Genomic DNA, 25,579 nt, shown 5'->3' on the forward strand with positions numbered 1-25,579 from the left:
GCCTGCCGCGTCGGTCGCCCTGGCCACGGCGGTGTGCGAGCCGTCCGCCAAGTCAGTGGTTGGGGTGTAGGTCCACGACCCGTCCGCGCCCGTGGGCACACTCACCGGCGTGCCAGCGTCGATCGCCAAGCTGATCGATCCGTTCAGGACGTCTGAGGTCCCGGTGATCGGCGGTGTGGCGTCGTTCGTCGAGGACCCGTCGGCCGGTGCAGTGATTGCCACGGCCGGAGCGGTGGTGTCGATGGTGAACGTGGAGGAGTCGGAGGCCGTGTTGCCTGCCGCGTCGGTCGCCCTGGCCACGGCGGTGTGCGAGCCGTCCGCCAAGTCAGTGGTTGGGGTGTAGGTCCACGACCCGTCCGCGCCCGTGGGCACACTCACCGGCGTGCCAGCGTCGATCGTCAGACTGATCGATCCGTTCAGCACATCCGAGGTCCCCGTGAGCGCCGGTGTGGCGTCGTTCGTCGAGGACCCGTCGGCCGGTGCAGTGATTGCCACGGCCGGAGCGGTGGTGTCGATGGTGAACGTGGAGGAGTCCGAGGCCGTGTTGCCTGCCGCGTCGGTCGCCCTGGCCACGGCGGTGTGCGAGCCGTCCGCCAAGTCAGTGGTCGGGGTGTAGGTCCACGACCCGTCCGCGCCCGTGGGCACACTCACCGGCGTGCCAGCGTCGATCGTCAGACTGATCGACCCGTTCAGCACATCCGAGGTTCCGGTGATCGCGGGCGTCGGGTCGTTCGTCACCGAACCGTCGGCCGGTGCAGTGATCGTCACGGCCGGCGCGGTCGTGTCGACGGTGAAGGTCGAGCTGTCGGTGGCGGTGTTGCCTTGCGGGTCGGTGGCCGTTGCCACGGCCACGTGCGGGCCCTCACCCAGAGCAGTCGCAGGCGTGTACGACCACGACCCGTCCGCCGCGGTGGGCACGGTGGCGGGCGCACCGCCGTCGATGGCGAGGCGGACCGACCCACTGAGCACATTCGAGGTTCCGGTGATCGCCGGGGTGGCGTCGTTCGTCGCAGACCCGTCAGCCGGCTCCGTGATCGCGACAGCTGGCGGCACGTCGACGGTGAACCTCGTCGAGTCGGTCGCCGAGTTGCCGGCCGTGTCGGTGGCCGTTGCCACGGCCGTGTGCGTCGTCTCGGACAGGGGCGTCGTGGGGGTGTAGGACCATGACCCGTCGGCCGCGGTGGGGACGGTGACCGGGGAGCCGCCGTCGATGGCGAGGGTGATCGAGCCCGACAGCACCCCGGACGTGCCGCTGAAGGTGGGCGTCGCGTCGGGCACGGTCGACCCGTCGGCCGGGGCGACGATGTTGATTGCGGGGGCAGTGGTGTCGCACTCGACCCCGCCTGCCGGCGCCGTGGCGGCGACGGTCAGCGGCAGGATCCCGAGCGTCACCGTTCCCGTGCCGGCCAGAAGGGAGACCCTCGCCGTCAGGTAGGTCGTGGAGAAGGTGCCACCGGCGGCGACGATGTCGGCGTTGCTGGCGAGGTGCAACGTCACCGACCCCACCAGCGGCACCGAGACGGTGAGGTCGGCACCTGCCACGAGCGTGACCGTGCCGATGCCCGGGCCGGTGACCTGGACCGAGGAGCCGGTGATGCTCGCGCTGCCGGCGGCGCCACTGGTCGCCGTCGTGCTCAGCTCGGGCTGGAGGGCGGACACGCGGACCGCCCCGCCGAGGAGGGCCAGGCCGGCCACGTTTCCCCGGGCGGTGCTGGTCACGCCACGGGTGTCGTGGGTGGGCGACTGCGCCGTGAGCGAGGTGGTCGTCGTCACCGATGACACACCGGTCTGGAGCACGTTGACGCCCAAGGCTCCCACCGAGGCGCCGGTCGTGGTGGTCACGGCCCGCGAGATCGGCTGCCCGGCAGGGACGCAGGCGTTCGCGCCGGCCCACGTTGCCTCATCGGTGTAGGTGAGAACCCCCGTGGACAGCACCCCGGGCAGCGTCACCGAGGCCAGTCCGCCGGAGTCGGCCGAGTCAGGAGGGGCGGTCTCGGTGTTCGCGGCCCTGACCCCGACCGGCCCGAGGAGCACCCCGAGGTTGGCGGACGTCGCCGTCGACGGGGCCGTGGCGTCGGTGCTGTCGACCGCGCTGGTGGAGTGCACGAGATCGGTGGCCAGCAGGTTCGCTCCGACGATCGAGCTCGCCGCGGTCAGGACGTCGCCGGTCGCGGTGGCGGAGTATGCCGCGGGCAGGGGGGCGGCGGACGCGCTCGGCGCCGCGACGGCCAGACCACTCCCGGCGAGTCCCGCCGTGGCAGCCATCGCCAACCACCGACGTACCCATCGGCGACCCAGGACCTTGTGAAGTTGCACCATGAGATGTGACTCCCTGGCTCATGCACCCCAACATCTCTTATACGTCAAATGACGTAGTCCTGTCCCGCCTTCCTGAAAAAATTCTGTGAGACCGGTCAGCCGCGTCGACAGACGAAGATGGCGGTCCCGGGGAAGTGCCGGCCGCGCAGGGGGGACCACCCGCCCCAGGTCTCGTGGTTGCGCTCGGGCCACTCCGGCTCGACGAGGTCCACCAGGACCAGCCCGGCCGCGACCAGCTCACGGACCCGGTCGCCGAGCGTGCGGTGGTGCTCGACGTACGTCGCCTCCCCGTCGCTGTCCGCCTCGACGTACGGCGTGCGGTCGAAGTAGGACTGCCGCACGGTGAGCCCGTTCTCGCCCGGGTCGTCCGGGAACGCCCACCGGAACGGGTGGGTGGTCGAGAAGACGAACCGCCCGCCGGGGCGCAGCACCCGCGCCACCTCTCGCATCAGGGCGCCGCTGTCGGCCACGAACGGCACCGCCCCGTATGCCGTGAAGACGACGTCGAAGACCGCCTCGCCGAAGGGCAGTGCGACGGCGTCGCACTGCGCAAGGGGCACCGGGCGCGCCGGGGGAGTGACCCCGACGTTGAGCCGCCGCGCCTCGCGGAGCATCCCGGCCGACAGGTCGGTGGCCACGACGGAGCCGCCCTGCCCTGCCACCCAACGGGAGCACTGCGCCGCGCCCGCCCCGATCTCGAGCACCCGGCGGCCGGCCACGTCGCCCAGCAGGCCGAGCTCCGACTCGTGCCACCCCTCGGGACCCCAGACGAAGTCGTCGTCCCCGAGGAACCGGCCGTGCTCGGCGTAGTACTCACCCGCCTCTGCGTCCCACCAGGACCGGTTCGCCACAGCGGTTTCCTCCGGTCCCGCCACCCGGCGGCTGACCTGCGCAAACTCGCTCACCCGGCATACCTCACGGTTTTGACCCCCAGCAGACACGGTCGGTAAGGTGGACACGCACATTTGTGTGCGCGCGTTCTCGCGTGCCCACCAACGCACACCTTCTATTCAATCTGTCCACCATCGGAGTTCCTACTACATGACTGCCAGCACGGTCGAGAAGACCGCCCCTCAGGTTGCCATCAACGACATTGGCTCTGAGGAAGACCTCCTTGCCGCGATCGACGCGACCATCAAGGACTTCAACGACGGCGACATCGTCGAGGGTCGCATCGTCAAGGTCGACCGGGACGAGGTCCTGCTCGACATCGGCTACAAGACCGAGGGCGTCATCCCCTCGCGTGAGCTGTCCATCAAGCACGACGTCGACCCCAACGAGGTCGTCACCGTCGGCGACGAGGTCGAGGCCCTCGTCCTCCAGAAGGAGGACAAGGAAGGCCGCCTGATCCTGTCCAAGAAGCGCGCCCAGTACGAGCGCGCCTGGGGCACGATCGAGAAGATCAAGGAGGAGGACGGCGTCGTCACCGGCACCGTCATCGAGGTCGTCAAGGGCGGCCTCATCCTCGACATCGGCCTGCGCGGCTTCCTGCCCGCCTCCCTCGTGGAGATGCGTCGCGTCCGCGACCTCCAGCCCTACGTGGGCAAGGAGATCGAGGCCAAGATCATCGAGCTCGACAAGAACCGCAACAACGTGGTCCTGTCGCGCCGTGCCTGGCTCGAGCAGACCCAGTCCGAGGTCCGCACCACGTTCCTCAAGGAGCTCCAGAAGGGGCAGGTCCGCTCCGGCGTCGTGTCCTCGATCGTCAACTTCGGTGCGTTCGTGGACCTCGGCGGTGTCGACGGTCTCGTCCACGTCTCCGAGCTGTCCTGGAAGCACATCGACCACCCGTCCGAGGTCGTCGAGGTGGGCCAGGAGGTCACCGTCGAGGTGCTCGACGTGGACATGGACCGCGAGCGTGTCTCCCTGTCGCTCAAGGCGACGCAGGAGGACCCGTGGCAGCACTTCGCCCGGACCCACGCGATCGGTCAGGTCGTCCCGGGCAAGGTCACCAAGCTCGTCCCGTTCGGTGCGTTCGTCCGTGTCGACGACGGCATCGAGGGCCTGGTCCACATCTCCGAGCTGGCCGAGCGCCACGTGGAGCTGCCGGAGCAGGTCGTCCAGGTCGGCCAGGACATCTTCGTCAAGGTCATCGACATCGACCTCGAGCGTCGCCGGATCTCGCTGAGCCTCAAGCAGGCCAACGACGACAGCGCGCCCGTCGCCGAGTTCGACCCGACCCTCTACGGCATGGCCGCGGAGTACGACGAGCAGGGCAACTACAAGTACCCCGAGGGCTTCGACCCGGAGACCAACGAGTGGCTCGAGGGCTACGACGAGCAGCGCGAGAAGTGGGAGAAGCAGTACGCCGAGGCCCACGCCCGCTGGGAGGCCCACAAGGCGCAGATCGAGGAGGCCACCAAGGCCGACGCGGAGGCGGCTGCCAACGCCGGCACCGCCACCTCGTACTCGTCCGACTCGGGCTCGTCGTCCGACGGCGACGCGGGTGCCAGCCGCCCGGCCGCCCCGGCGAACGAGGGCACCCTCGCCTCCGACGAGGCCCTCGCCGCGCTGCGCGAAAAGCTCACCGGCAACTGAGCCCACCGGCATACCGACGAGGTATGCCGTGTGGCCACGACACGAGGCCCGGTTCCCCTTCGTGGGGGCCGGGCCTCGTGCCGTGCCCGGGTTAGGTTCTGCGGTATGCCGTTCACGCCAGCCCACGTCGCGGCTGTGCTGCCGTTCATGGGTCGGCGTCGCCCGCGCTGGGCGGTGCCGTCGGCGCTCGTGATCGGGGCGATGGTGCCCGACGCGTTGTACTTCGTGCCCGTCAGGGGTGACCGTGGCTTCACCCATTCCCTCACCGGCGTCGTCACCCTTGACCTCGTCCTCGGCCTGCTGGCGTTCGCGGCCTGGCGGCTGGCCGTCGCCCCCGCGGCGCGCGACCTCGCTCCGACTGCGGTGCGCGAGCGCCTCCCCGCGCCGGCCGTTCCGCGCGGACGGGACTGGTGGTGGGCCGCGGTCTGCGTCGTGGTGGGCGCCCTGACCCACGTCGCGTGGGACGCCTTCACCCACTGGGACGGCTGGGTCGTCCGGCACCTCCCCGTCTTGCGCGAGCCGCTCCTGGGGCCGCTGGCGACCTACAAGGTGGCCCAGTTCGCCAGTGGCGTGGTCGGCGTCCTGGTCGTGCTCTGGTGGGTGGCGAAGGAGCTGCGTCGCGCACCCGTGACCGGGGACGAGCCGGCTCGATCGAGCCCTGCCGAGCGGGCAGCGGTGTGGGTCGTGCTGGTCGCAGGTCCGGCCCTCGTCGCCCTGGGGTCCTGGGCGCAGCAGCTCTGGTCGGGCGCGCCTGCGGAGGTGGCCGCGTTCGTGGCCGTCACGCGGGGGATCGGCGCGGGAGGAGGTCTGCTCCTGGGCGTGGTCCTGTGGTGGTGGCTCGGGGCCGCCAGCAGGTCCCGGGCGCGGTCCACCAGCCGCGTGTGAGGATGGCGGCATGGCACGGACCATCGCGACGAACACCCGGGTCGACCTCGACGAGCTGCTGCACTTCGTGCGGCCGCGGCACCACATGGTCCTCATCACCGAGCGAGCCGACGGCAGGCCGCAGTCGTCCCCGGTGACCGGTGGGGTCGACGACAGCGGCCGCATCGTCGTCTCGAGCTACCGCGAGCGCGCCAAGACGGCGAACCTGCGCGCCCGCCCCCACGCCTCGGTGCTGGTGCTGTCCGACGACTTCGGCGATGCCTGGGTGCAGGTCGACGGCGACGCCGACGTGGTCGACGCCCGCGACGACGTGGAGCCGTTCGTCGAGTACTACCGCAACATCGCGGGGGAGCACCCCGACTGGGACGAGTACCGCACGGCGATGGTCACGCAGGACAAGTCGCTGCTGCGCATCACGCCTACCCGCTGGGGCCCGGTGGCAACCGGCGGCTTCCCGGCACGGCTCGCCGACTGAGGGGTCGAGGCCATCTCCCTGTGCGGCGGTAGGCGATTCCCGCGCCGCTAGGGTTTGCGACATGCTGCGCGTCGGCCTCACGGGAGGCATCGGGTCGGGGAAGTCGACCGTCGCGCGCCGGCTCGCCGAGCTCGGGGCGGTCGTCGTCGACGCCGACCAGCTGGCGCGTGAGGTGGTGGCACCGGGCAGCGACGGACTGGCCGCCGTGGCAACGCGTTTCGGCGAGACGGTGCTGGCCCCGGACGGCTCGCTGGACCGGGCCGCGTTGGGTGCGCTCGTCTTCGCCGACCCGGACGCGCGCCGCGACCTCGAGGGCATCACGCACCCGCTCATCGCCCGCCGCACCGCGGAGCTGGTCGCAGCCGCCCCCGAGGACGCGATCGTGGTTCACGACGTGCCGCTCCTCGTCGAGAAGCACTACATGCCGCAGTACCACCTGGTGGTCGTCGTGGGGGCCGGTGAGGAGGTTCGGCTGGAGCGGCTCGTCCAGACCCGGGGCATGGCCGAGGCCGATGCCCGGTCACGCATCGCCGCGCAGGCCACCGACGACGAGCGCCGCGCGGCTGCGGACGTGTGGTTCGACAACGACGGCTCGGTCGACGACCTGCGGACCGCCGTCGACGCCCTGTGGCGCGAACGGCTGGTGCCGTTCGAGGCGAACGTGCGAGACGGTATACGCGCCCGTCATCCGGAGGACCTCGTGCTGGTCGAGCCCGACCCCACGTGGCCGGTGCAGGCGGCCCGCCTGCTCGACCGCATCCGGCTGGTGCTCGGCGACGCCGCGGTCACGGCCGACCACATCGGCAGCACCTCCGTCCCCGGCCTGGTGGCCAAGGACGTGATCGACCTCCAGATCGGTGTCCACGCGCTGTCCGACGTCGACAACCCCGCGGTGCTGCAGGCGTTGCGGGACAAGGGGTTTCCCCGAGGCACGGGGGCCCACCACGACAACTCCAAGGACGGCACGCACTGGCCCAAGGTCTTCTTCGGCTCGAGTGACCCGGGGCGGGTCACGCACCTGCACGTGCGCGAGGTGGGGAGCCCCGGCTGGCGTTGGGCGCTGCTGTTCCGCGACTGGATGCGCGCCGTGCCGCAGGCGCGCGAGGAGTATGCCGCGCAGAAGCGTGCGCTGGCAGCCACCGGGATGACGACGAGCGAGTATGCCGACGCGAAGGAACCGTGGTTCGACGCAGTCAGCGCGCGCGCCGAGGCGTGGGCCGCCGAGACCGGATGGGAGCCCCACCGTGGCTGACGGGAGCGAGGAGCAGCCCGAGGTCCGCAAGCCCGAAAGTGTCTACGGGGTGGGTGACGAGCCCGACCCGCGGTTCTCGCTCGCCAACGAACGCACTGCCTTGGCCTGGATGCGCACGGCGCTGGCGCTGGTGGCCGGTGGCGTGGCCATCGTGTCGGTGTCGGCACTGCAGGGCCTGCCGCACTGGTCGGCGCTGGTCGGGGGTGCGGCCTGCCTCGGCGGGGCTCTTCTCGCGGTGCGTGCCGTCACGTCGTGGGCGCGGGTCGAGCGGGCGCTCCGGCTGCGTGAACCACTGCCGTCGCCGCGGGCCCTGGCATCGCTCGCCGGTGGGGTCGTGGTCTTCGCCGCCGTCGCCGTCCTGCTCGCCGTCCTGGAGCTGCTGTCCGGCGGCTCGTCGTGAGCACCTTCCCCGACAGGGCCGGGCTCCAGCCCGAGCGCACCGCCCTCGCCTGGCAACGAACAGCGTTGACCTCGTTGGTGATCCAGGTCGGAGGGGTCGTGCTTGCGCTACGCCTCGGACAGTCGGTCGTGGCGATCCTCGGTGCGATCATCGCGGGGGTCACCAGCGTCACCGTGGCGGGCGTGCGCCAGAGGTTCGTGGAGCTGCGCGACGACGAGCGCGGCTACTCGCCGCACCGCCACATGGTCGACGTGGCCGTGGCGACGGGGGGTGCCGCGCTCGTCGGCGGCATCCTGGCGGTCACGGTCGCGTCGCGCTGAGGTCGCGGTCGCGGGGAACCAAGGGCACGGCCGCGGCGGCGAACACGGCCGCGGAGGCGAACGTCACGGCATACCCGCGACGAGCGACGAGCACTCCCGCAACGGGCGGCACGCAGGCCGCGGCGAGGAACTGGCCGGTGTTCTGGATGCCGAGCGCACGCCCGGACCAGTAGGCACCGGCCCGCTCGGCGACGGCGGTGAACGCGAGCCCGTTGTCCGCCACGGTGAGCCCGGTCGCGACGACGAGCAGCACGACGGCCACGGGCCAGCCCGCGCCGGCAGCGGCGCCCAGCGCGAGCATCGTCACGACGACGGTCACGGCGACCCACCGCAGGGGCCGCATCCGGCTGCCGACCCGGTCGGACAGCGCCCCGGCGGCGATCCGTCCGGCGGCGCCCATCAGCTGGGCGAGGGCGACGAGGGTGCCTGCCGCTCCGGCACTCCAGCCACGGTCGCTCACCAGCCAGGCCAGGGCGTAGGTCCACACGACGAACTGCGGCACGACGAGGAGTACCGAGACCAGGTGCACCCGCGCGAGGAACCGGTCCGCGGCATAGGGGTTGGCGGCGTGGGCGGCAGAGCGCGCGGGTCTCGGCGGGTCGACGACGACGGCGAGGGTTGCGGCCAGTGCGAGCGCGGCGACCACGGCGGGGACGGCCAGCGCGGCACGCACGCCGGCCCGATCGGCCGTGACCGCGAGCGAGACCGCGGCGATCCCGACCCCGAGCGGCTGCGCCATCTGCCGTATGCCCATCGCCGTGCCGCGCCGGTGCGCGGGGAACCAGCCGACGACGACCCGGCCGCTGGCGGCGTTCGTCGAGGCCGCGAACGCCCCGGCGACCAGCAGCCAGACGAACCACCACAGGGGGGAGTCACCCGCTGCGGCCACGGCTGCGGCCGCGGTGGTGCCGGTCAGGCCGGTGAGGAGGGCGAAACGCTCGCCGCGCCGGTCGACGACGACACCCCACACCACCAGGGTGAGCAGGACACCGATCATGGGCGCCGCGGCCACGAGCCCCGCGAGGGGGAGCGACAGGCCCTCGCGCCGGTGCAGCACCGGGATGAGGAAGGCCGGGCCGTGCACGACGACCGCCGACGCGGCCTGAGCGGCGGTGCTCACCGCGAGCATCAGCCATCGACGGGTCGTGCCCACCGCGGGCGTCGTCGTGCCGGTCACCCGGCCAGTCAAGCCCGCACGGGTGGGGTATGCCGCGATGTCTCAGGTCGTGGCGGCCCACCCGCCCGCGGGGCTGGGAAGGCGCCCGTGGGCGCGGTGTCGGTGCCGCGGCATACCGTAGGAGCATGCGTCCCACGACCGACCTGCAGCGCACGGTGGCCCCGTTCGAGGTCGTCTCCGAGTACTCACCCGCCGGCGACCAGCCGACCGCCATCGCCGAGCTGACCCAGCGTATCCAGGCGGGGGAGAAGAACACCGTCCTGCTCGGCGCCACCGGCACCGGCAAGTCCGCGACGACCGCCTGGCTGATCGAGCAGGTGCAGCGGCCCACCCTGGTCATGGCACCGAACAAGACACTTGCCGCTCAGCTCGCCAACGAGTTCCGCGAGCTGCTGCCCAACAACGCCGTCGAGTACTTCGTCAGCTACTACGACTACTACCAGCCCGAGGCGTACATCCCGCAGACGGACACCTACATCGAGAAGGACTCCTCGATCAACGACGAGGTCGAACGGCTGCGCCACAGCGCCACCAACTCGCTGTTGACCCGGCGGGACGTCGTCGTGGTCGCGTCGGTGTCGTGCATCTACGGCCTCGGCACACCGCAGGAGTACGTCGACCGGATGGCGCGGCTCAGGGTGGGCGACGTCGTCGACCGCGACGAGCTGCTGCGCCGGTTCGTGCAGATGCAGTACACCCGCAACGACCTGGCGTTCACGCGCGGCACGTTCCGGGTCCGCGGAGACACGGTCGAGATCATCCCGGTCTACGAGGAGCTCGCCGTGCGCATCGAGTTCTTCGGTGACGAGATCGAGCGCATCTACACCCTCCACCCGATCAGTGGTGAGGTGATCCACGAGGAGACGGAGATGTACGTCTTCCCGGCCACCCACTACGTCGCCGGGCCGGAGCGGATGGAACGGGCGATCCGGGGGATCGAGCTCGAGCTCGCCGACCGGCTGTCCGAGCTGGAGAAGCAGAACAAGCTGCTCGAGGCGCAGCGGCTGCGGATGCGCACCACCTATGACATCGAGATGATGCGCCAGGTCGGGTCGTGCTCGGGCATCGAGAACTACTCGATGCACATCGACGGCCGCGGTCGCGGCACCGCGCCGAACACGCTGCTCGACTACTTTCCCGAGGACTTCCTGCTCGTCATCGACGAGTCGCACGTGACCGTCCCCCAGATCGGCGCGATGTACGAGGGCGACATGTCCCGCAAGCGGATGCTCGTCGACCACGGGTTCCGGCTGCCGTCCGCCATGGACAACCGCCCGCTGAAGTGGGAGGAGTTCCTCGACCGCATCGGGCAGACCGTCTACCTGTCGGCGACACCCGGTCCCTACGAGCTGGCGCAGAGCGACGGTGTCGTCGAGCAGATCATCCGGCCCACGGGCCTCATCGATCCCGAGGTCGTGCTCAAGCCCACCAAGGGCCAGATCGACGACCTGCTCCACGAGATCGGCGAGCGCACCAAGAAGAACGAGCGCGTCCTCGTCACCACCCTCACCAAGAAGATGGCCGAGGACCTCACCGACTACCTGCTCGACAAGGGCGTGCGCGTCCGTTACCTGCACAGCGAGGTCGACACGCTGCGCCGCGTCGAGCTGCTGCGCGAGCTGCGGATGGGTGAGTACGACGTGCTCGTCGGCATCAACCTGCTGCGCGAGGGCCTCGACCTGCCCGAGGTGTCGCTCGTGAGCATCCTCGACGCCGACAAGGAGGGCTTCCTGCGCTCGGCGCGATCGCTCATCCAGACCATCGGCCGCGCGGCCCGCAACGTGTCGGGCCAGGTGCACATGTATGCCGACGAGGTCACCCCGTCGATGCGCGAGGCCATCGACGAGACGCAGCGTCGGCGCGAGAAGCAGATCGCCTACAACAAGGAGGCGGGCGTCGACCCGCAGCCGCTGCGCAAGAAGATCGCCGACATCACCGACCTCATCCAGCGCGAGGACGCCGACACCGAGGCGCTCATCGGCTCCGGCCGGGCACAGTCCCGCGGCAAGGGTGCCCAGCGCGGTGGCCGGGGCAGCGTCCAGGCCGATGCAGGGGTCGCCAGCGACCGGCTCAAGGAGATGCCGGCCAACGACCTGGCCAACCTCATCCAGGAGCTGTCGACCCAGATGCACCAGGCCGCGTCCGAGCTGCACTTCGAGCTGGCTGCGCGGTTGCGCGACGAGATCGGCGACCTCAAGAAGGAGCTGCGGCAGATGTCCGCAGCCACGCAGTAGGCACCCGTCTCACGGCATACCCGCTCGATTTGAGCGGTGACCCGGTGTTTGGGAGTATTTGCAAGTTCATCGGAGGGGAGTATCCCCACGCGGTGTCCTCGTCATCACGGCTCGTCCACCCCCGCAGCAGATTCCGCGGGTCCGTGCGGGCCCGGGGAGCCGGTCCGCCAAGTCCTGGGCGGGAGAGACCTCCGGCCACCTCGTCGTGACCGGAGGACCACGTCTTGAACTCGCTCGTAGCCACCACCGCCACCAAGATGGAAGTCGCGCCGTGGGTCTGGTACCTCACCATCGGCCTCATGGCGGCGGTGCTGCTGTTCGACGTCTTCATCATCGCCCGGCGGCCGCACGTACCCTCCACCAAGGAGGTCACGGTCGCCCTGATCGGCTACATCGGTGCAGCGCTGCTGTTCGGGCTGGGCGTCTGGTACTTCACCCACGAGCAGGCCGGCGCCAAGTTCATGGCCGAGTACTACGCGGGCTGGTTGACGGAGTACTCGCTGTCGATCGACAACCTGTTCATCTTCCTGCTGATCATGGCCCGGTTCAACGTGCCGGCGAAGCTCCAGCAGTCGGCGCTGCTCATCGGCATCATCATCGCCATCGTCCTGCGCGGCATCTTCATCGCGGTGGGCGCGGCGGCGATCAACCGCTTCTCGTGGGTCTTCTACCTGTTCGGCGCGTTCCTCGTCTACACCGCGATCCAGCTGGTCCGTGAGGGCCAGAGCGACGACGACGAGTACGAGGAGAACCGCTTCATGCGGTTCGTCGAGCGCCGCTTCCCGGCCACCAAGAACTACGACGGGGCCAAGCTCTTCACCCGCGAGAACGGCAAGCGGCTCGCCACGCCCATGTTCATCGTCATCATGGCCCTGGGCACGACCGACCTGCTCTTCGCGCTCGACTCGATCCCGGCGATCTACGGCCTCACCCGCGAGCCCTACCTCGTCCTCACGGCCAACCTGTTCGCGCTCATGGGCCTGCGCCAGCTCTACTTCCTCATCGGCGGCCTGCTCAAGCGGCTCGTCTACCTCAGCATCGGTCTGGCCGTCCTGCTGGCCTTCATCGGCGTGAAGCTGATCCTGCACGCCATGCACGAGAACGAGCTGCCGTTCATCAACGGAGGCGAGAAGATCAGCTGGGCGCCGGACATCCCGATCTGGATGTCGCTCTCGGCCATCGTCCTGATCCTCGGCGTGACCACGGTCGCGAGCCTTATCAAGTCCTCCCGCGACTCCAAGCAGGTCGGCTCAGCCCCCTGACTCGGCCGGGTCCCGTCGCTGGCCAGCGCCCATGACCAGGGCGCTGGCCAGCACGACCAGTCCCATGCCGAGGAGCTGGGTGAGGTGCAGGCGTTGCCCGAGGATCAGCAGCCCGGCGAGGGCGGCGGCGACGGGCTCGAGGCTCAGCAGGATGCCGAAGACCCGCGGGTTGAGGTGACGCAGTGCCGCGAGCTCGAGGGAGTAGGGGAGCACTGAGGAGAGCACGGCGATGCCGAGCCCCTTCGCGACGTCCCCCGCTTCCCACTGCGGCGCCGAGCCGAGCCCGAACGGCAGCACCAGCACGAGGGCGACCACCATGGCGAGGGCGAGGCCGTCGAGGCTGGCGAACTCCCGTCCGACCTGACGGCTGGCGAGGATGTATGCCGCCCAGCAGGCGCCCGCGACCGCGGCCAGTCCCAGCCCGGTCCACTCGAGGTCGGCCACGGGTGTTCCGAGTGCCTCGGAGATGAGCACGACCCCGACGGCGGCAGCCGCGACGGCGGCAAGGTCGCGCAGTCGGCGCGACAGCGCCGTGGCCAGGGTGAGCGGGCCGAGGAACTCGATCGTGACGGCCACTCCGATGGGTAGGCGCGCCAGCGAGGCGTAGAACGCGAGGTTCATCAGGCCCAGCGCGACACCGAACGCGAGCACGGCCAGCCACGCGCGGCGGGACCGCCCGCGCAACCGCGGGCGCGCGACCACCAGCAGGATGGCCGTCGCGAACGCCAGCCGCAGGAGCACCGACCCACCGGCGCCGATGTGGGGGACCAGTGTGGCCGCGAGGGCCCCGCCGAACTGCACCGACACGATCGCGGTCAGGACCAGCACCAGCGGCGGCACGCGCGGTCGTCCCTCGGTCACGTGCCGGACTCTAATGACCCGGCCGGACCTCACCAGCCTCGGTCTCGCCACTCCTGCAGGTGCGGCCGCTCGGCGCCCAGCGTGGTCGGTGCGCCGTGCCCGGGCCACACGACGGTGTCGTCGTCGAACACATCGAAGACGCGGGTGCTGACGTCCTCGATGAGGGAGTCGAACGACTGGCCCGGGTTCTTGGTGTTGCCCACCCCGCCGGGGAAGAGCGAGTCGCCGGTGAACAGCTGCACCGGGCCGTCCGGGTCGCGGTAGGCGAGCGCGATCGAACCGGGTGTGTGCCCGCGCAGGTGGATCACCTCCAGCGGCACGTCACCGACGGTGACGACATCGCCGTGGCCGACCGTGCGGTTCGGACGCACCGGCATACCCTCGGCGTCGTCCGTGCCGCAGACGGTGACGGCACCCGTCGCGGCGACCACGTCCTCGAGGGCGCGGTGGTGGTCCCAGTGCTGGTGGGTGGTGACCACGGTCCGCAGCGGACCGCCTGCGGCGTCCACGAGGGCCAGCAGGCGTTCGGGCTCGGCTGCCGCATCGACCAGGAGCAGCTCACCGGTGGCCCGGTTGCGCAGCAGGTAGGCGTTGTTGTCCATTTCTGAGACGGACACCCTCCACATGCTGAGAAGCTTCCAGTGGTCCGGAGTGACCTGGGCAACGGAATTCGGGTCGGAAGACGCGCTCATGGACACCATTCTGTCCTCAGGGCACGCAACCGGGGGATATCGGTGAAATCGCCTAGTCCCGATGAACTATTGCTGCTCCGGCATTTGACGTCCTACCTTTGTCCAGACGCGAAAAGCCTGACGGGGCCGCACAGGGGGTGCGGGCGGGCCTTCGCTGTTGTGAGGGAAGAGTTGAATAGATGTCTGCTGCAATTGACGACGTCCAGCGACGTATCGCTGGACGTGAGATTGACACCGTCCGCGCGCTGTTGCACGACCTGCGTCAGCCTTTGGCGGCAATTCTGTTGATGGCCGGAGCCGAGGGTGGCGACGACCGTCGAAAGCTCGACGTGATCGCGGGACAGGCCCAGTGGCTGTCCGAAGTGGTCGAGACGAGCCTGAGCGAGGCCGCGACCGACGAGGTCGTCCCCACCGACGTGGAGCGCATCGTGCGCGACGCCGTCGACCGGGCCGCCGCGACGACCGCTTGCCACCTGCGCGTCGACATCGTCGGCGTGCGCCGGGCGTGGGCCCGGCCGGTGGCCCTGAGCCGCGCCCTGGCGTGCGTCCTCGACAACGCCGTGCGCGCTGCCGGCGAGTCCGGCCGCGTCACCGTGAGCGTCGTCGAGGACTCGTTGGGCACGCACGTGCGGGTCTGCGACTCGGGCCCCGGGTTCGGGCGCATCGCGTCGCGAACCTCGTTGGGGCTCACCACGACTCGCGCGATGGTGGCTGCCTGCCAGGGCACCTTCGACATCCGCGACGGCCGTGAGGGTGGTGCAGTGGCGGACATCTGCCTCGGCACCGTCGGCCTCGAGGCGGTGGCCTCGTGAAGATCGTCGTGTGTGATGACCACCTGCTCCTGCTCGAGGCCCTCGGGCTCGCGCTGAGCTCCAAGGGACACGAGGTCGTGGGTCTGGCGAGCACGCCCGAGGAGGGTGTCGCGGCCGTGGCCGAGCACCACCCGGACGTGTGCCTGCTCGACGTGAACTTCCCGGACGGCACCTCGATCTCCGCGATCCACCAGATCCGGGAGGCGTCTCCGCAGACCAAGGTCGTGATGCTCTCGGCCGAGGCGGACCACGGCATCGTCGGCCGGTCCATCGCCGAGGGTGCCGCCGGCTACGTCGGCAAGGAGAAGCCGATCGTCGAGATCGTCGAGATGCTCGACCGCGCGGTGCGCGGCCAGCTCGCGGTCGAGCCGTCGCTGCTCCAGCGCGCGCTGCGCCCGCAGAAGTCAGCCACGGACGACCCGCTGTGGTCGCTGCAGTTCCTCACCGACCGCGAGTGGCAGGTGATGCGCTGCATCATGGACGGGCAGACGACCGAGGAGATGGCGTCCACCCTGGGCGTCCAGCGCAGCACCGCCCGCACGCACGTGCAGAACCTGCTGACCAAGCTGGGCGTGCACTCGCGGCTGCAGGCCGCCGCGCTCATCTCGGCCCACGGCACGCCCGAGACCTGGCCGGCCCACCTGCGCTGACGGGGGGCCGCAAGGTCACCCCTTTGACGTAGGAAACTCTCCAGCGGCGGGCGGTGTCCGTTTCGTCCGCCGCCGGGGAGGGTAGCCACATGCCCCCGCACATTCGCGTGGTCGTCGTGGACGACCACGAGGTGTTCCTCGATGCACTCGCGCTGTGCCTGCGTGAACAGCCGGACATCGACGTGGTCGCCACCGCGACCAGTGTCCGTGCTGCGCTGCGCGTGGTCGAGGACACCGCCTTCGACGTCCTGTTGCTCGACCTCGACCTGGCCGGTGAGGACGGGCTCCTCGTGGCCCGCCAAGCCCTGTCGCGCCACCCGGAGGTGGCGGTCCTCGTGACCACCGGTTCCGACGGGTCGGACCAGCGGATCGTCGAGGCGGTCCAGCTGGGAGTGCGCGGCTGGATGACCAAGACCGTCACGGCCAGCGACCTGCTCGAGGCCATCCGGGGGGTCGCCCGCGGCGAGACGCACATCCCGGCGCAGCTGCTGACCGGCGTCCTCATGTCGCTGTCGCAGCGGCCGCATGCCGCCGCCGAGCACCTGGAGGGCATCGACGAGCTGACCAGCCGTGAGCTCGAGGTCCTCGGCTGCCTGGTCGACGGCATGAGCCGGGCCGCGATCGGTGAGCTGCTGCACGTGTCACCGAACACCGTGCGCACCCACGTCCAGAGCATCCTGCACAAGCTCAAGGTGCACTCGGCCCTCGCCGCCGTTGCGGTGGCCCGCCGGGCCGGGGTGACGGGGTCGGCCAGCCTCACCAGCACCTCGGTCTGACCACCCCCGGCCAGCCCGCTTGCCCACGGGGTCACGCGATGACGTCGCGCGTCTCCTCGTGCTCGGGGGTGCCGCTCTCGCCCGACGCCGAGCGGGTGGCCTGGGCCAGGGCGTGCGCGGCGCCGATGAACGCGAGGTGTGAGAACGCCTGCGGGTAGTTGCCGACCATCCGCTTGCCGACCGGGTCGTACTCCTCGGAGATGAGCCCCACGTCGTTGAACAGCGCCACCAACCGCTCCATCAGCTCGGTGGCCTTGTCGACCTGGCCGCTCGCGGCATACGCACTGACGAGCCACCACGAACAGGCGAGGAACGGGTGCTCGGCGCCCGACAGCCCGTCGACGCCCGTCTCGGTGCGGTAGCGCAGCAGGAACCCGTCGCGCATGAGGTCCTGCTCGATCGCCGCGATCGTGCCGAGCACCTTCGGGTCGTCGCCGGGCAGAAAACCCACGGACGGGATGACGAGCAGCGACGCGTCGACCTCGGTGGTCTCGTAGTGCTGGGTGAAGCTGTTCCGCTCGGTGTTGAAGCCCTTCTCGAGGATCTCGGCCCGCACCCGGTCGCGCAGGTCACGCCACTTGTCCACCGGCCCTTCCAGCCCGAACTCCTCGACACCCTTGACCGCCCGGTCGAACGCCGCCCACACCATGACCCGGGAGTGGGTGAAGTGCCGCAGCGGCCCGCGGATCTCCCAGAGGCCGTTGTCGGGCTGGTCCCAGTGCCGGGCCAGGTCGTCGACGAGGGCGCGCTGCACCGCCCACCCCCGGTAGGACACCTCGAGCCCGCGCCGGCGGGCGATGTCCATCGCCACCATCACCTCGCCCAGCACGTCGGACTGGCGCTGGTCGACGGCGCCGTTGCCGATGCGGACGGGGCGGGAGTCGGCATAGCCGGGCAGGTGGTCCAGCGTGATCTCGGGCAGCCGCCGGGACCCGTTGATGGTGTACATGATCTGCAGGTCCTGCGGGTCACCGGCGACCGCGCGGATCAGCCAGTTGCGCCAGCCGCGGGCCTCGTCGATGTAGCCGGACTGGAGCAACGCCTCCAAGGTGAGGGAGGCGTCGCGCAGCCAGCAGTAGCGGTAGTCCCAGTTGCGCTCGCCGCCGAAGTCCTCGGGCAGGCTGGTCGTCGGCGCGGCCACGATGCCGCCGAACCGGCTGTGGGTCATCGCCCGCAGCGTCAGCAGCGACCGGACCACGAGGTCGCGGTACGGGCCCTCGTAGGTGCAGCCCTCGGTCCAGGTGTTCTCGTAGCGGATCGTCTCCTTGATGCGCGAGTCGATGTCCAGCGGCGGCGGCACCGGCTCGTAGGAGGGCGACCACGTCATCGAGAAGGTGAGCACGTCGCCGGCCGCGACGTCGAACTCGTCGACGTGGTGCCCGTCCTCGGGGTGCGGCAGCCGGGTGCCGCGCAGCACGAGCATGTCCGGACCCGCCACGGCCACGATGACGTCGCTGTCGACGCGGTGGCCCGGGTCGTGGGACACCCATGGGCGGACCTGGCCGTAGTCGAACCGCACCACCCACTCGTGCCGCATCCGCAACCGCCCCCGTATGCCGCGCACGCTGCGCACGATGTCGGCTCGCCCGTCGCCGGTCGGCATGACGTCGGTGACCACGACCGCGCCGTCGTCGGTCTCGTGGGTGGTCTCGAGGACGAACGAGTTGTCGACGTAGCGCCGCGTGGTGCGGGCCTCACCGGCCGGCCCGAGCAGCCAGCGGCCGTTGTCCGGGGTGCCGAGCAGCGCGGCGAAGCACGCGGGGGAGTCGAAGTAGGGCAGGCACAGCCAGTCGATCGAGCCAGCCCGGCTCACCAGGGCCGCGGTCTCGGTGTCCCCGAGCAGGGCATAGTCCTCGATGGGGGTCGTCGTCGGGTCCGCCATGCTGGGGAGCGTATGCCGCGTGGTTGCCTCCCGCACGCAGGCGCGGGGGCACCGCGTGGCATGCGCTGTCGGTGGCGCCACCTACGATGGAAACCGTGACTTCCGCCCTGCCCGCACGCCGTCCCATGCACGACCAGCTGATCGTCCGTGGTGCGCGCGAGCACAACCTCCGTGACATCTCCGTCGAGCTCCCCCGGGACTCGATGATCGTGTTCACCGGGCTCTCGGGGTCGGGCAAGTCGTCGCTGGCGTTCGACACGATCTTCGCCGAGGGGCAGCGGCGCTACGTCGAGTCCCTCTCCGCCTACGCCCGCCAGTTCCTCGGCCAGATGGACAAGCCGGACGTCGACTTCATCGAGGGCCTGTCGCCGGCGGTGTCGATCGACCAGAAGTCGACCAACCGCAACCCGCGCTCGACGGTCGGCACCATCACCGAGGTCTACGACTACCTGCGCCTGCTGTTCGCGCGGGCGGGTCGTCCGCACTGCCCGATCTGTGGCGCCCCCATCACCCGGCAGAGCCCGCAGCAGATCGTCGACCGGCTGCTCGAGCTGCCCGAGCGCACCCGGTTCCAGGTGCTCGCTCCCGTGGTGCGCGCCCGCAAGGGCGAGTACGTCGACCTGTTCGCCGAGCTCCAGACCAAGGGCTTCTCCCGCGCCCGGGTCGACGGTGAGGTGGTCTCGCTGGCCGACCCACCCAAGCTCGAGAAGCAGATCAAGCACACCATCGACGTGGTCGTCGACCGGCTCGTGGCCAAGGGTGACGACGCGGGGGCCAAGCGCCGGCTGACCGACTCGGTCGAGACCGCGCTGGGGCTGGCCGGGGGCGTGGTCGTGGTCGAGTTCGTCGACCGCGAGGCCGATGATCCGGAGCGCGAGCGGCGCTTCTCCGAGAAGATGGCCTGCCCCAACGACCACCCCATCACCATGGACGAGGTCGAGCCGCGCTCCTTCTCGTTCAACAGCCCGTTCGGCGCGTGCCCGACCTGTAGTGGCCTCGGCACCGAGCTCGAGGTGGACCCGGAGCTGCTCGTCCCCGACGAGGACCTCACCCTGGCCGAGGGCGCCATCGCGCCATGGGCGCAGGGCAGCGGGTCGGCGGAGTACTTCCAGCGGGTCATGACCGCCCTGTCCGACGACCTCAAGTTCTCGATGGACACCCCGTGGAAGGCCCTGCCCAAGCGGGCCAGGGAGGCCCTGCTGCACGGGCAGAACTACAAGGTCCACGTCCGCTACCGCAACCGGTACGGCCGCGAACGGTCCTACACGACCGGTTTCGAGGGCGTGGTGCCGTTCGTCAAGCGGCGGCACGCCGAGACCGACTCCGAGTGGAGCCGGGAGCGGTACGAGGGCTACATGCGCGAGGTGCCGTGCCCCGCCTGCAACGGTGCCCGGCTCAAGCCCGAGTCGCTGGCCGTCCTCATCGGTGGCAAGTCGATCTCCGCGGTGTGTGCCCTCTCGATCGACGACACGGCGGCGTTCCTGCGCGAGGTCGACCTCACGCCGCGGGAGCGGCAGATCGCCGAGCGCGTCATCAAGGAGATCGAGGCACGCCTCGGCTTCCTTCTCGACGTCGGCCTCGACTACCTCTCGCTGGACCGGCCCGCGGGCACGCTGTCCGGTGGGGAGGCCCAGCGCATCCGGCTCGCGACCCAGATCGGCTCCGGCCTCGTCGGCGTCCTCTACGTCCTCGACGAGCCCAGCATCGGTCTGCACCAGCGCGACAACCACCGGCTCATCGAGACGCTGACCCGGCTGCGCGACCTCGGCAACACCCTCATCGTCGTCGAGCACGACGAGGACACCATTGCCACCGCCGACTGGGTTGTCGACATCGGCCCGGGCGCCGGCGAGCACGGGGGAGAGGTCGTCTGGTCCGGTCCGGTCAAGGGCCTGCTCGAGCACGACCGGTCGATCACCGGCAAGTACCTCTCCGGCCGGCTCGACATCCCCACCCCGGAGGTGCGGCGTCCGCAGGAGAAGGGTCGCGAGGTCACGGTCGTCGGTGCCCGCGAGCACAACCTCCAGGACGTCTCGGTGTCCTTCCCGCTGGGCAACCTCGTCGCCGTGACCGGGGTGTCCGGGTCGGGCAAGTCCACGCTGGTCAACGACATCCTCTACAACGTCCTCGCCAACAAGCTCAACGGCGCCCGCCACGTCCCCGGCCGGCACAAGACCGTCACCGGGCTGGACAACCTCGACAAGGTCGTGCACGTCGACCAGAGCCCGATCGGCCGGACCCCGCGGTCCAACCCCGCCACCTACACGGGCGTGTTCGACAACATCCGCAAGCTGTTCGCGCAGACCACCGAGGCCAAGATCCGCGGCTACCAGCCGGGCCGGTTCTCGTTCAACGTCAAGGGCGGCCGCTGCGACGCCTGCTCGGGCGACGGCACCATCAAGATCGAGATGAACTTCCTGCCGGACGTCTACGTCCCGTGCGAGGTGTGCCACGGCGCGCGCTACAACCGCGAGACGCTCGAGGTGCACTTCAAGGGCAAGACGATCGCCGACGTCCTCGACATGCCGATCGAGGAGGCGGCCGAGTTCTTCGCCGCGGTGCCCGCCATCGCGCGACACATGAAGACCCTCAACGACGTGGGCTTGGGCTACGTCCGGCTCGGCCAGCCGGCGCCGACGCTGTCCGGTGGTGAGGCGCAGCGTGTCAAGCTCGCCTCCGAACTGCAGAAGCGCTCCACCGGCCGCACCATCTACGTCCTCGACGAGCCCACCACGGGCCTGCACTTCGAGGACATCCGCAAGCTGCTGCTCGTCCTGCAGGGCCTGGTCGACAAGGGCAACACCGTCATCGTCATCGAGCACAACCTCGACGTCATCAAGAACGCCGACTGGATCGTCGACATGGGTCCCGAGGGTGGCAGCGGCGGCGGTCAGGTCATCGCCGAGGGCACGCCGGAGGAGGTCGCGCAGGTCGCCGACAGCCACACCGGGCGGTTTCTCGGACCGATCCTGGAGCGCAGCGCGCGCACCACCAGCCGGCCCACCGGCAAGGGCGCGACCAAGCGCACCGCGGCCGCCACGGCAGCGACGAAACGCACCGCCACCAAGGCGGCGACCAAGAAGACCGCGACCAAGAAGACTGCGGCGAAGAAGGCTGGCGCCACGAAGACGACCGCGACGAAGCGCTCGGCTCGCAAGGCCTGAGACGCGCGTGCGGGGTATGCCGGCCACCCGGCATACCCCGCACATCACGTCGGTGGGACGCCCCTAGACGTCGCCGCCGAGGTAGGCGGCCTTGACGGCCGGGTCGTTGGCGAGCTCCTCGCCCGTGCCCTCGCGGATGATCTCACCGGTCTCGAGGATGTAGGCGCGGTTGGCGCGCTTGAGCGCCTGGGCCGCGTTCTGCTCCACGAGCAGCACCGTGGTGCCCTGCTTGTTGATCTCGGTGATGATGTCGAAGATCTGCTGGATCAGCTTGGGTGCCAGGCCCATCGACGGCTCGTCCAGCAGCAGCAGCTTGGGCGAGGCCATGAGGGCTCGGCCGATCGCGAGCATCTGCTGCTCACCACCGGACATGGTGCCCGCCACCTGGGTGCGGCGTTCCGCGAGCCGCGGGAACAGCCCGAAGACCCGCTCGAGGTCCTCCTTCACCGCCGGTGACTTGCGGTCCTTGCGCGCGTAGGCGCCCATGTCGAGGTTCTCGATCACGGTCATGCCGACGAAGCAGCCGCGGCCCTCGGGGGACTGCGCGATGCCGAGGACCGGCCGCTCGTGGGCGGGCATCGTGGTGATGTCCTGGCCCTCGAAGCGGATCGTGCCCGTGCGCACCGGTCGCAGCCCGGACACGGTCTTCATCGTCGTCGTCTTGCCCGCGCCGTTGGCACCGATGAGGGTGACGACCTCACCCTCGTCGACGGTGAAGGAGACGCCGCGGATGGCCTCGATGCGCCCGTAGTTGACGCTGAGGTCCTCGACCTCAAGAAGCATTCTCATCCACTCCCAGGTAGGCGGCGATGACCGCCGGGTCGTTCTGGATGTCTGCGGGCAGGCCCTCGGCGATCTTCTTGCCGAACTCCAGCACCACGATCCGGTCGGTCACGCCCATGACGAGCTTCATGTCGTGCTCGATGAGCAGCACGGTGTAGCCCTGCTCGCGGATCGACTGGATCAGCTCCATGAGCTTCACCTTCTCCGCCGGGTTGAAGCCGGCGGCCGGCTCGTCGAGGCACAGCAGCTTCGGGTTCGTCGCGAGGGCGCGGGCGATCTCCAGACGCCGCTGGTCACCGTAGGGCAGGTTGCGCGCCAGCTCGTCGGCCCGCTTCTCCAGGCCCATGAACTTGAGCAGCTCGTAGGCGCGGTCCATGCCCTCGGACTCCTCGGCCTTGAACTTCGGCAGCCGCAGCAGGGCAGTGCCCATGCCGGTGGAGTGGTGGGCGTCGGCGCCGACGAGGACGTTCTCGAGCGCGGTCATGTTGTGGAAGAGCCGGATGTTCTGGAACGTGCGCGCGATGCCCAGCTTGGTGATCTGGAACTTCTTGCGCTTGCCCAGCGGCTCACCCATGAACCGGACCCCGCCGGAGGTCGGCTGGTAGACGCCCGTCATGACGTTGAAGCAGGTCGTCTTGCCGGCACCGTTGGGGCCGATGAGGCCGAGGATCTCGCCGGTGTTGATGTGGAACGAGACCCCGTCGAGAGCGGTGACACCGCCGAAGCGCAGCGTCACGTCGTCGACCTCGAGCATCTTGCCCTTGGGCAGGTCGGCGACCTCCTCGACGGAGATGTCGACCGACGGGTCGGGCGTGGCCTCGTCGTCAGGGCCCAGGACGGTGTCGTCGTCGACCCGGGTGCCCTTGTGGAGCTCGGGGTCCGACGTGGTGGGGTCGGGGCTGCTGGCGTCGCGGGTCGTGTCAGGCACGGGCCACTCCTTCCGCGTCGATGGTGTCTGGGGCCTGTTCGTCGGCGTGCTTGGCGCGCACCGTGCGTCTCGGCGGGATGAGCCCCTGCGGCCGGAAGATCGCCAGGACCATGAGCAGGATGCCGAACAGCAGGAAGCGCGCGTCGGCGAGGAAGCGGAACTTCTCCGGCGCCCAGGTCAGCAGCGCGGCGGCGACGATGACACCCCAGCGGTTGCCCTGGCCGCCGACGACGACCATCGCGACGAACAGCACCGAGTACAGGATGGTGAAGTTGTCCGGGTTGATGAACTGCTGCTTGGTCGCGAACAACGCACCCGAGAGGCCACCGATCGCGGCGCCGGTGGCGAACGCCAGCAGCTTGAACCGGAACGTCGGCACACCCATCAGCTCGGCGGCGTCCTCGTCCTCACGGGTCGCCTCCCACGCGCGACCGACCCGCGAGTTCTGCATCCGCCAGTCGAGGAACAGCACGATGAGGACGAAGGTCAGGGCCAGCCAGTAGTACGGCACCGAGTCGGTGACGCTGAACTTGAACGCCGTGCTCGTGTTGTCGAGGTTGAGCGTCGCGACCAGGCCGTTCCACTCGAGCTTCGGGATGCTGAACAGCTCGACGCTCGGCGGCGACGGGATGCTCGAGATGCCGCGGCTGCCGTTGGTGAGCCCGTCGGCGTTGACGAGGATCAGCCGGACGATCTCACCGAAGCCGAGCGTCACGATGGCGAGGTAGTCGCCGCGCACGCGCAGCGTGGGCGCACCGAGGATGACACCCGAGATGAGGGTGACGACCATCGCCAGCGGGATGCACAGCAGCAGCGGGAGCTTGGCGTGCTGCGACCCCAGGACGCCCACGGTGTAGGCGCCGATCGCGAAGAAGCCGATGTACCCGAGGTCGAGCAACCCCGCATACCCGATGACGATGTTGAGCCCGATCGCCACGAGCGCGTAGAGCGCACACAGGAAGAGCACGGCACCGAAGTCCGAGTCCTGCGTGGTGATGAAGGGCGGGTTGATGATCGGCAGGAGGTAGACGAAGACGGTGAGCGCCACCGCGAACACGATCTTCGCCCACCGCGGAAGGGCCCGGAACCGGTCGGCGACCCCGCCGAGGAAGCTGCGTACCTGGTTCATGCGCGTGCCTTTCCGAGGGACTCACCGAGCAGGCCGGTCGGGCGGAACAGCAGGATCACGACGAGGAGGGTGAACGCGACCACGTCGCGCCACTCACCACCGAAGACGGCCTGTCCGTAGTTCTCCGCGACGCCGAGGATGAACCCACCGAGCAGGGCACCACGCAGGTTGCCGATGCCGCCGAGGACGGCCGCGGTGAAGGCCTTCACACCAAGCAGGAAGCCGGAGTTGTAGCGGACCTGGCCGACCTTGAGCAGGTACATCACCGCGGCGGCACCGGCCATGGCGCCGCCGAGGACGAACGTCAGGCGGATGACCCGGTCGCGGTTGACACCCATGAGGGCGGCGGCCTCCGGGTCCTGGGCAACGGCCCGGATGCCGCGTCCCAGCCGCGAGCGGTTCACGAACTGGTCGAGCACGATCATCATCACGATGGCCGCACCGAGGACGATGAGGTCGATGTTGGAGACCTGGTAGTTCCCGATGCTGAAGAGCCGCACGACGTCGATCTTGAGTGGGAACGGGGACGCCTCACGCGGGCGACCGACATAGTCCTGGAACGCGTTCTCCTGCCCGAACCACTTGAACGGCTTGTCGCGCAGGCCCATGGCCTCGGACAGGGCGAAGGACGCACCGATCGCGGAGATGAGCGCGATCAGTGGGGGTGAGTTCCGCTTGCGCAGCGGCCGGTAGGCGACGCGCTCGAGCAGGAGCGCGATGAGCGCCGACACCGTCATGGCGGACAGGAACGCGATGAGCAGGTAGCCCGCGATGCCAAGGCCGCTCGCCTTGCCACCGCCGAGGGCCATGAGGACCCAGACGGCGGCGAACGCGCCGTACATGAAGACCTCGGAGTGGGCGAAGTTGATCAGCCGCAGCACGCCGTAGACGAGCGTGTAGCCGAGGGCGATGAGGGCGTAGATGGCGCCGTACGCCAACCCGGTGATGGTGAGCTCCGGGAAGTGAGAGAAGAGAAGGCTGAAGTCCATCGGACCTCCGTGTGAAGGGGAACGCACGGCGTGGTGGGGGATCTGCCAGGC

The 25,579-nt window shown here is 70.0% G+C and carries 22 protein-coding genes; 12 read left to right on the forward strand and 10 right to left on the reverse strand.

What is annotated here, in order from left to right:
- Both HJG52_RS02160 and HJG52_RS02165 read right to left on the reverse strand, forming a co-directional pair.
- Positions 1 to 2,265: Ig-like domain-containing protein (locus HJG52_RS02160; protein WP_240977153.1), on the reverse strand; the 2,265-nt coding region annotated here is incomplete at its 3' end.
- A 149-nt stretch (positions 2,266 to 2,414) separates the two neighbouring features.
- Positions 2,415 to 3,224 (reverse strand): class I SAM-dependent methyltransferase, encoded by an 810-nt coding sequence (locus tag HJG52_RS02165; protein WP_346767522.1) that lies wholly within the window; start codon positions 3,222 to 3,224, stop codon positions 2,415 to 2,417.
- A gap of 136 nt (positions 3,225 to 3,360) precedes the next feature.
- On the opposite strand from HJG52_RS02165, the gene rpsA reads away from it, so the two are divergent.
- From rpsA to HJG52_RS02195, 6 genes are all read left to right on the forward strand, one after another.
- Complete coding sequence (gene rpsA / locus HJG52_RS02170; RefSeq protein ID WP_171241921.1) at positions 3,361 to 4,857, forward strand: 30S ribosomal protein S1; 1,497 nt, start codon at positions 3,361 to 3,363, stop codon at positions 4,855 to 4,857.
- A 105-nt stretch (positions 4,858 to 4,962) separates the two neighbouring features.
- Positions 4,963 to 5,742, forward strand: coding sequence for a DUF4184 family protein (locus tag HJG52_RS02175; protein ID WP_171241922.1), 780 nt, complete (start codon positions 4,963 to 4,965; stop codon positions 5,740 to 5,742).
- Positions 5,743 to 5,752: 10 nt separating this feature from the next.
- Positions 5,753 to 6,217 (forward strand): PPOX class F420-dependent oxidoreductase, encoded by a 465-nt coding sequence (locus HJG52_RS02180; RefSeq protein WP_171241923.1) that lies wholly within the window; start codon positions 5,753 to 5,755, stop codon positions 6,215 to 6,217.
- Positions 6,218 to 6,278: 61 nt separating this feature from the next.
- Positions 6,279 to 7,469, forward strand: coding sequence for a dephospho-CoA kinase (gene coaE, locus HJG52_RS02185; protein ID WP_171241924.1), 1,191 nt, complete (start codon positions 6,279 to 6,281; stop codon positions 7,467 to 7,469).
- Positions 7,462 to 7,869 (forward strand): YidH family protein, encoded by a 408-nt coding sequence (locus HJG52_RS20540; protein WP_346767523.1) that lies wholly within the window; start codon positions 7,462 to 7,464, stop codon positions 7,867 to 7,869. The genes coaE and HJG52_RS20540 overlap by 8 nt, the downstream gene beginning before the upstream one ends.
- Complete coding sequence (locus HJG52_RS02195; protein WP_171241926.1) at positions 7,866 to 8,189, forward strand: DUF202 domain-containing protein; 324 nt, start codon at positions 7,866 to 7,868, stop codon at positions 8,187 to 8,189. Before HJG52_RS20540 ends, HJG52_RS02195 begins: the two co-directional genes overlap by 4 nt.
- Here HJG52_RS02195 and HJG52_RS02200 read toward each other — a convergent pair.
- Positions 8,170 to 9,366 carry an MFS transporter gene (locus tag HJG52_RS02200; RefSeq protein WP_346767524.1) on the reverse strand — a complete coding sequence of 399 codons (1,197 nt, stop codon included), beginning with the start codon at positions 9,364 to 9,366 and terminating at the stop codon, positions 8,170 to 8,172. The two genes, HJG52_RS02195 and HJG52_RS02200, sit on opposite strands and share 20 nt — an antisense overlap.
- Positions 9,367 to 9,491: 125 nt before the next feature.
- Here HJG52_RS02200 and uvrB point away from each other — a divergent pair, with 125 nt between their 5' ends.
- Together uvrB and HJG52_RS02210 are read left to right on the forward strand one after the other, a co-directional pair.
- Positions 9,492 to 11,600, forward strand: a complete 2,109-nt coding sequence (gene uvrB, locus HJG52_RS02205) for an excinuclease ABC subunit UvrB (protein ID WP_171241927.1) — start codon at positions 9,492 to 9,494, stop codon at positions 11,598 to 11,600.
- Between the two features lie 257 nt (positions 11,601 to 11,857).
- Positions 11,858 to 12,862, forward strand: coding sequence for a TerC family protein (locus HJG52_RS02210; RefSeq protein WP_171243008.1), 1,005 nt, complete (start codon positions 11,858 to 11,860; stop codon positions 12,860 to 12,862).
- On the opposite strand, the gene HJG52_RS02215 is transcribed toward HJG52_RS02210, so the two are convergent.
- Positions 12,851 to 13,723 carry an EamA family transporter gene (locus tag HJG52_RS02215; protein WP_171241928.1) on the reverse strand — a complete coding sequence of 291 codons (873 nt, stop codon included), beginning with the start codon at positions 13,721 to 13,723 and terminating at the stop codon, positions 12,851 to 12,853. The genes HJG52_RS02210 and HJG52_RS02215 overlap by 12 nt on opposite strands.
- 29 nt (positions 13,724 to 13,752) lie before the next feature.
- Positions 13,753 to 14,349, reverse strand: coding sequence for an MBL fold metallo-hydrolase (locus HJG52_RS02220; RefSeq protein ID WP_346767629.1), 597 nt, complete (start codon positions 14,347 to 14,349; stop codon positions 13,753 to 13,755).
- A gap of 245 nt (positions 14,350 to 14,594) precedes the next feature.
- On the opposite strand from HJG52_RS02220, the gene HJG52_RS02225 reads away from it, so the two are divergent.
- The 3 genes from HJG52_RS02225 (at position 14,595) to HJG52_RS02235 (ending at position 16,653) form a co-directional block, all read left to right on the forward strand.
- Positions 14,595 to 15,227, forward strand: coding sequence for a sensor histidine kinase (locus HJG52_RS02225; RefSeq protein WP_171241930.1), 633 nt, complete (start codon positions 14,595 to 14,597; stop codon positions 15,225 to 15,227).
- Positions 15,224 to 15,877: a response regulator gene (locus tag HJG52_RS02230; RefSeq protein ID WP_171241931.1), complete on the forward strand. Its 654-nt coding sequence runs from the start codon at positions 15,224 to 15,226 to the stop codon at positions 15,875 to 15,877. Before HJG52_RS02225 ends, HJG52_RS02230 begins: the two co-directional genes overlap by 4 nt.
- Before the next feature lie 89 nt (positions 15,878 to 15,966).
- Positions 15,967 to 16,653, forward strand: coding sequence for a response regulator transcription factor (locus HJG52_RS02235; protein WP_171241932.1), 687 nt, complete (start codon positions 15,967 to 15,969; stop codon positions 16,651 to 16,653).
- A gap of 31 nt (positions 16,654 to 16,684) precedes the next feature.
- On the opposite strand, the gene HJG52_RS02240 is transcribed toward HJG52_RS02235, so the two are convergent.
- Complete coding sequence (locus HJG52_RS02240; protein WP_171241933.1) at positions 16,685 to 18,535, reverse strand: glycoside hydrolase family 15 protein; 1,851 nt, start codon at positions 18,533 to 18,535, stop codon at positions 16,685 to 16,687.
- An 86-nt stretch (positions 18,536 to 18,621) separates the two neighbouring features.
- On the opposite strand from HJG52_RS02240, the gene uvrA reads away from it, so the two are divergent.
- Positions 18,622 to 21,699, forward strand: coding sequence for an excinuclease ABC subunit UvrA (gene uvrA / locus HJG52_RS02245; RefSeq protein ID WP_240977154.1), 3,078 nt, complete (start codon positions 18,622 to 18,624; stop codon positions 21,697 to 21,699).
- Between the two features lie 63 nt (positions 21,700 to 21,762).
- On the opposite strand, the gene HJG52_RS02250 is transcribed toward uvrA, so the two are convergent.
- From HJG52_RS02250 to HJG52_RS02265, 4 genes are read right to left on the reverse strand one after another with little or no spacing between them, the layout of a single operon-like run.
- Positions 21,763 to 22,482: an ABC transporter ATP-binding protein gene (locus HJG52_RS02250; RefSeq protein ID WP_171243010.1), complete on the reverse strand. Its 720-nt coding sequence runs from the start codon at positions 22,480 to 22,482 to the stop codon at positions 21,763 to 21,765.
- Complete coding sequence (locus HJG52_RS02255) at positions 22,472 to 23,410, reverse strand: ABC transporter ATP-binding protein (RefSeq protein WP_430413318.1); 939 nt, start codon at positions 23,408 to 23,410, stop codon at positions 22,472 to 22,474. Before HJG52_RS02255 ends, HJG52_RS02250 begins: the two co-directional genes overlap by 11 nt.
- Positions 23,403 to 24,539 (reverse strand): branched-chain amino acid ABC transporter permease, encoded by a 1,137-nt coding sequence (locus tag HJG52_RS02260; protein WP_171241934.1) that lies wholly within the window; start codon positions 24,537 to 24,539, stop codon positions 23,403 to 23,405. The genes HJG52_RS02255 and HJG52_RS02260 overlap by 8 nt, the downstream gene beginning before the upstream one ends.
- Positions 24,536 to 25,528 carry a branched-chain amino acid ABC transporter permease gene (locus HJG52_RS02265; RefSeq protein ID WP_171241935.1) on the reverse strand — a complete coding sequence of 331 codons (993 nt, stop codon included), beginning with the start codon at positions 25,526 to 25,528 and terminating at the stop codon, positions 24,536 to 24,538. Before HJG52_RS02265 ends, HJG52_RS02260 begins: the two co-directional genes overlap by 4 nt.
- Positions 25,529 to 25,579: the final 51 nt, after the last annotated feature.

Origin of the sequence: Knoellia koreensis, assembly GCF_013041615.1 — a bacterium.
Classification (GTDB): Bacteria; Actinomycetota; Actinomycetes; order Actinomycetales; family Dermatophilaceae; genus Pedococcus; species Pedococcus koreensis.

What these genes read in the sequence shown, in the direction of transcription:
- HJG52_RS02265 (WP_171241935.1), bottom strand. Translation starts at nt 25,528, where the DNA reads ATGGACTTCAGCCTTCTCTTCTCTCACTTCCCGGAGCTCACCATCACC.
- HJG52_RS02210 (WP_171243008.1), top strand. Translation starts at nt 11,858, where the DNA reads ATGGAAGTCGCGCCGTGGGTCTGGTACCTCACCATCGGCCTCATGGCG.
- HJG52_RS02240 (WP_171241933.1), bottom strand. Translation starts at nt 18,535, where the DNA reads ATGGCGGACCCGACGACGACCCCCATCGAGGACTATGCCCTGCTCGGG.
- HJG52_RS02250 (WP_171243010.1), bottom strand. Translation starts at nt 22,482, where the DNA reads ATGCTTCTTGAGGTCGAGGACCTCAGCGTCAACTACGGGCGCATCGAG.
- coaE (WP_171241924.1), top strand. Translation starts at nt 6,279, where the DNA reads ATGCTGCGCGTCGGCCTCACGGGAGGCATCGGGTCGGGGAAGTCGACC.
- HJG52_RS02175 (WP_171241922.1), top strand. Translation starts at nt 4,963, where the DNA reads ATGCCGTTCACGCCAGCCCACGTCGCGGCTGTGCTGCCGTTCATGGGT.
- HJG52_RS02225 (WP_171241930.1), top strand. Translation starts at nt 14,595, where the DNA reads ATGTCTGCTGCAATTGACGACGTCCAGCGACGTATCGCTGGACGTGAG.
- HJG52_RS02260 (WP_171241934.1), bottom strand. Translation starts at nt 24,539, where the DNA reads ATGAACCAGGTACGCAGCTTCCTCGGCGGGGTCGCCGACCGGTTCCGG.
- HJG52_RS02180 (WP_171241923.1), top strand. Translation starts at nt 5,753, where the DNA reads ATGGCACGGACCATCGCGACGAACACCCGGGTCGACCTCGACGAGCTG.
- HJG52_RS02220 (WP_346767629.1), bottom strand. Translation starts at nt 14,349, where the DNA reads ATGTGGAGGGTGTCCGTCTCAGAAATGGACAACAACGCCTACCTGCTG.
- uvrA (WP_240977154.1), top strand. Translation starts at nt 18,622, where the DNA reads ATGGAAACCGTGACTTCCGCCCTGCCCGCACGCCGTCCCATGCACGAC.
- HJG52_RS02235 (WP_171241932.1), top strand. Translation starts at nt 15,967, where the DNA reads ATGCCCCCGCACATTCGCGTGGTCGTCGTGGACGACCACGAGGTGTTC.
- rpsA (WP_171241921.1), top strand. Translation starts at nt 3,361, where the DNA reads ATGACTGCCAGCACGGTCGAGAAGACCGCCCCTCAGGTTGCCATCAAC.
- uvrB (WP_171241927.1), top strand. Translation starts at nt 9,492, where the DNA reads ATGCGTCCCACGACCGACCTGCAGCGCACGGTGGCCCCGTTCGAGGTC.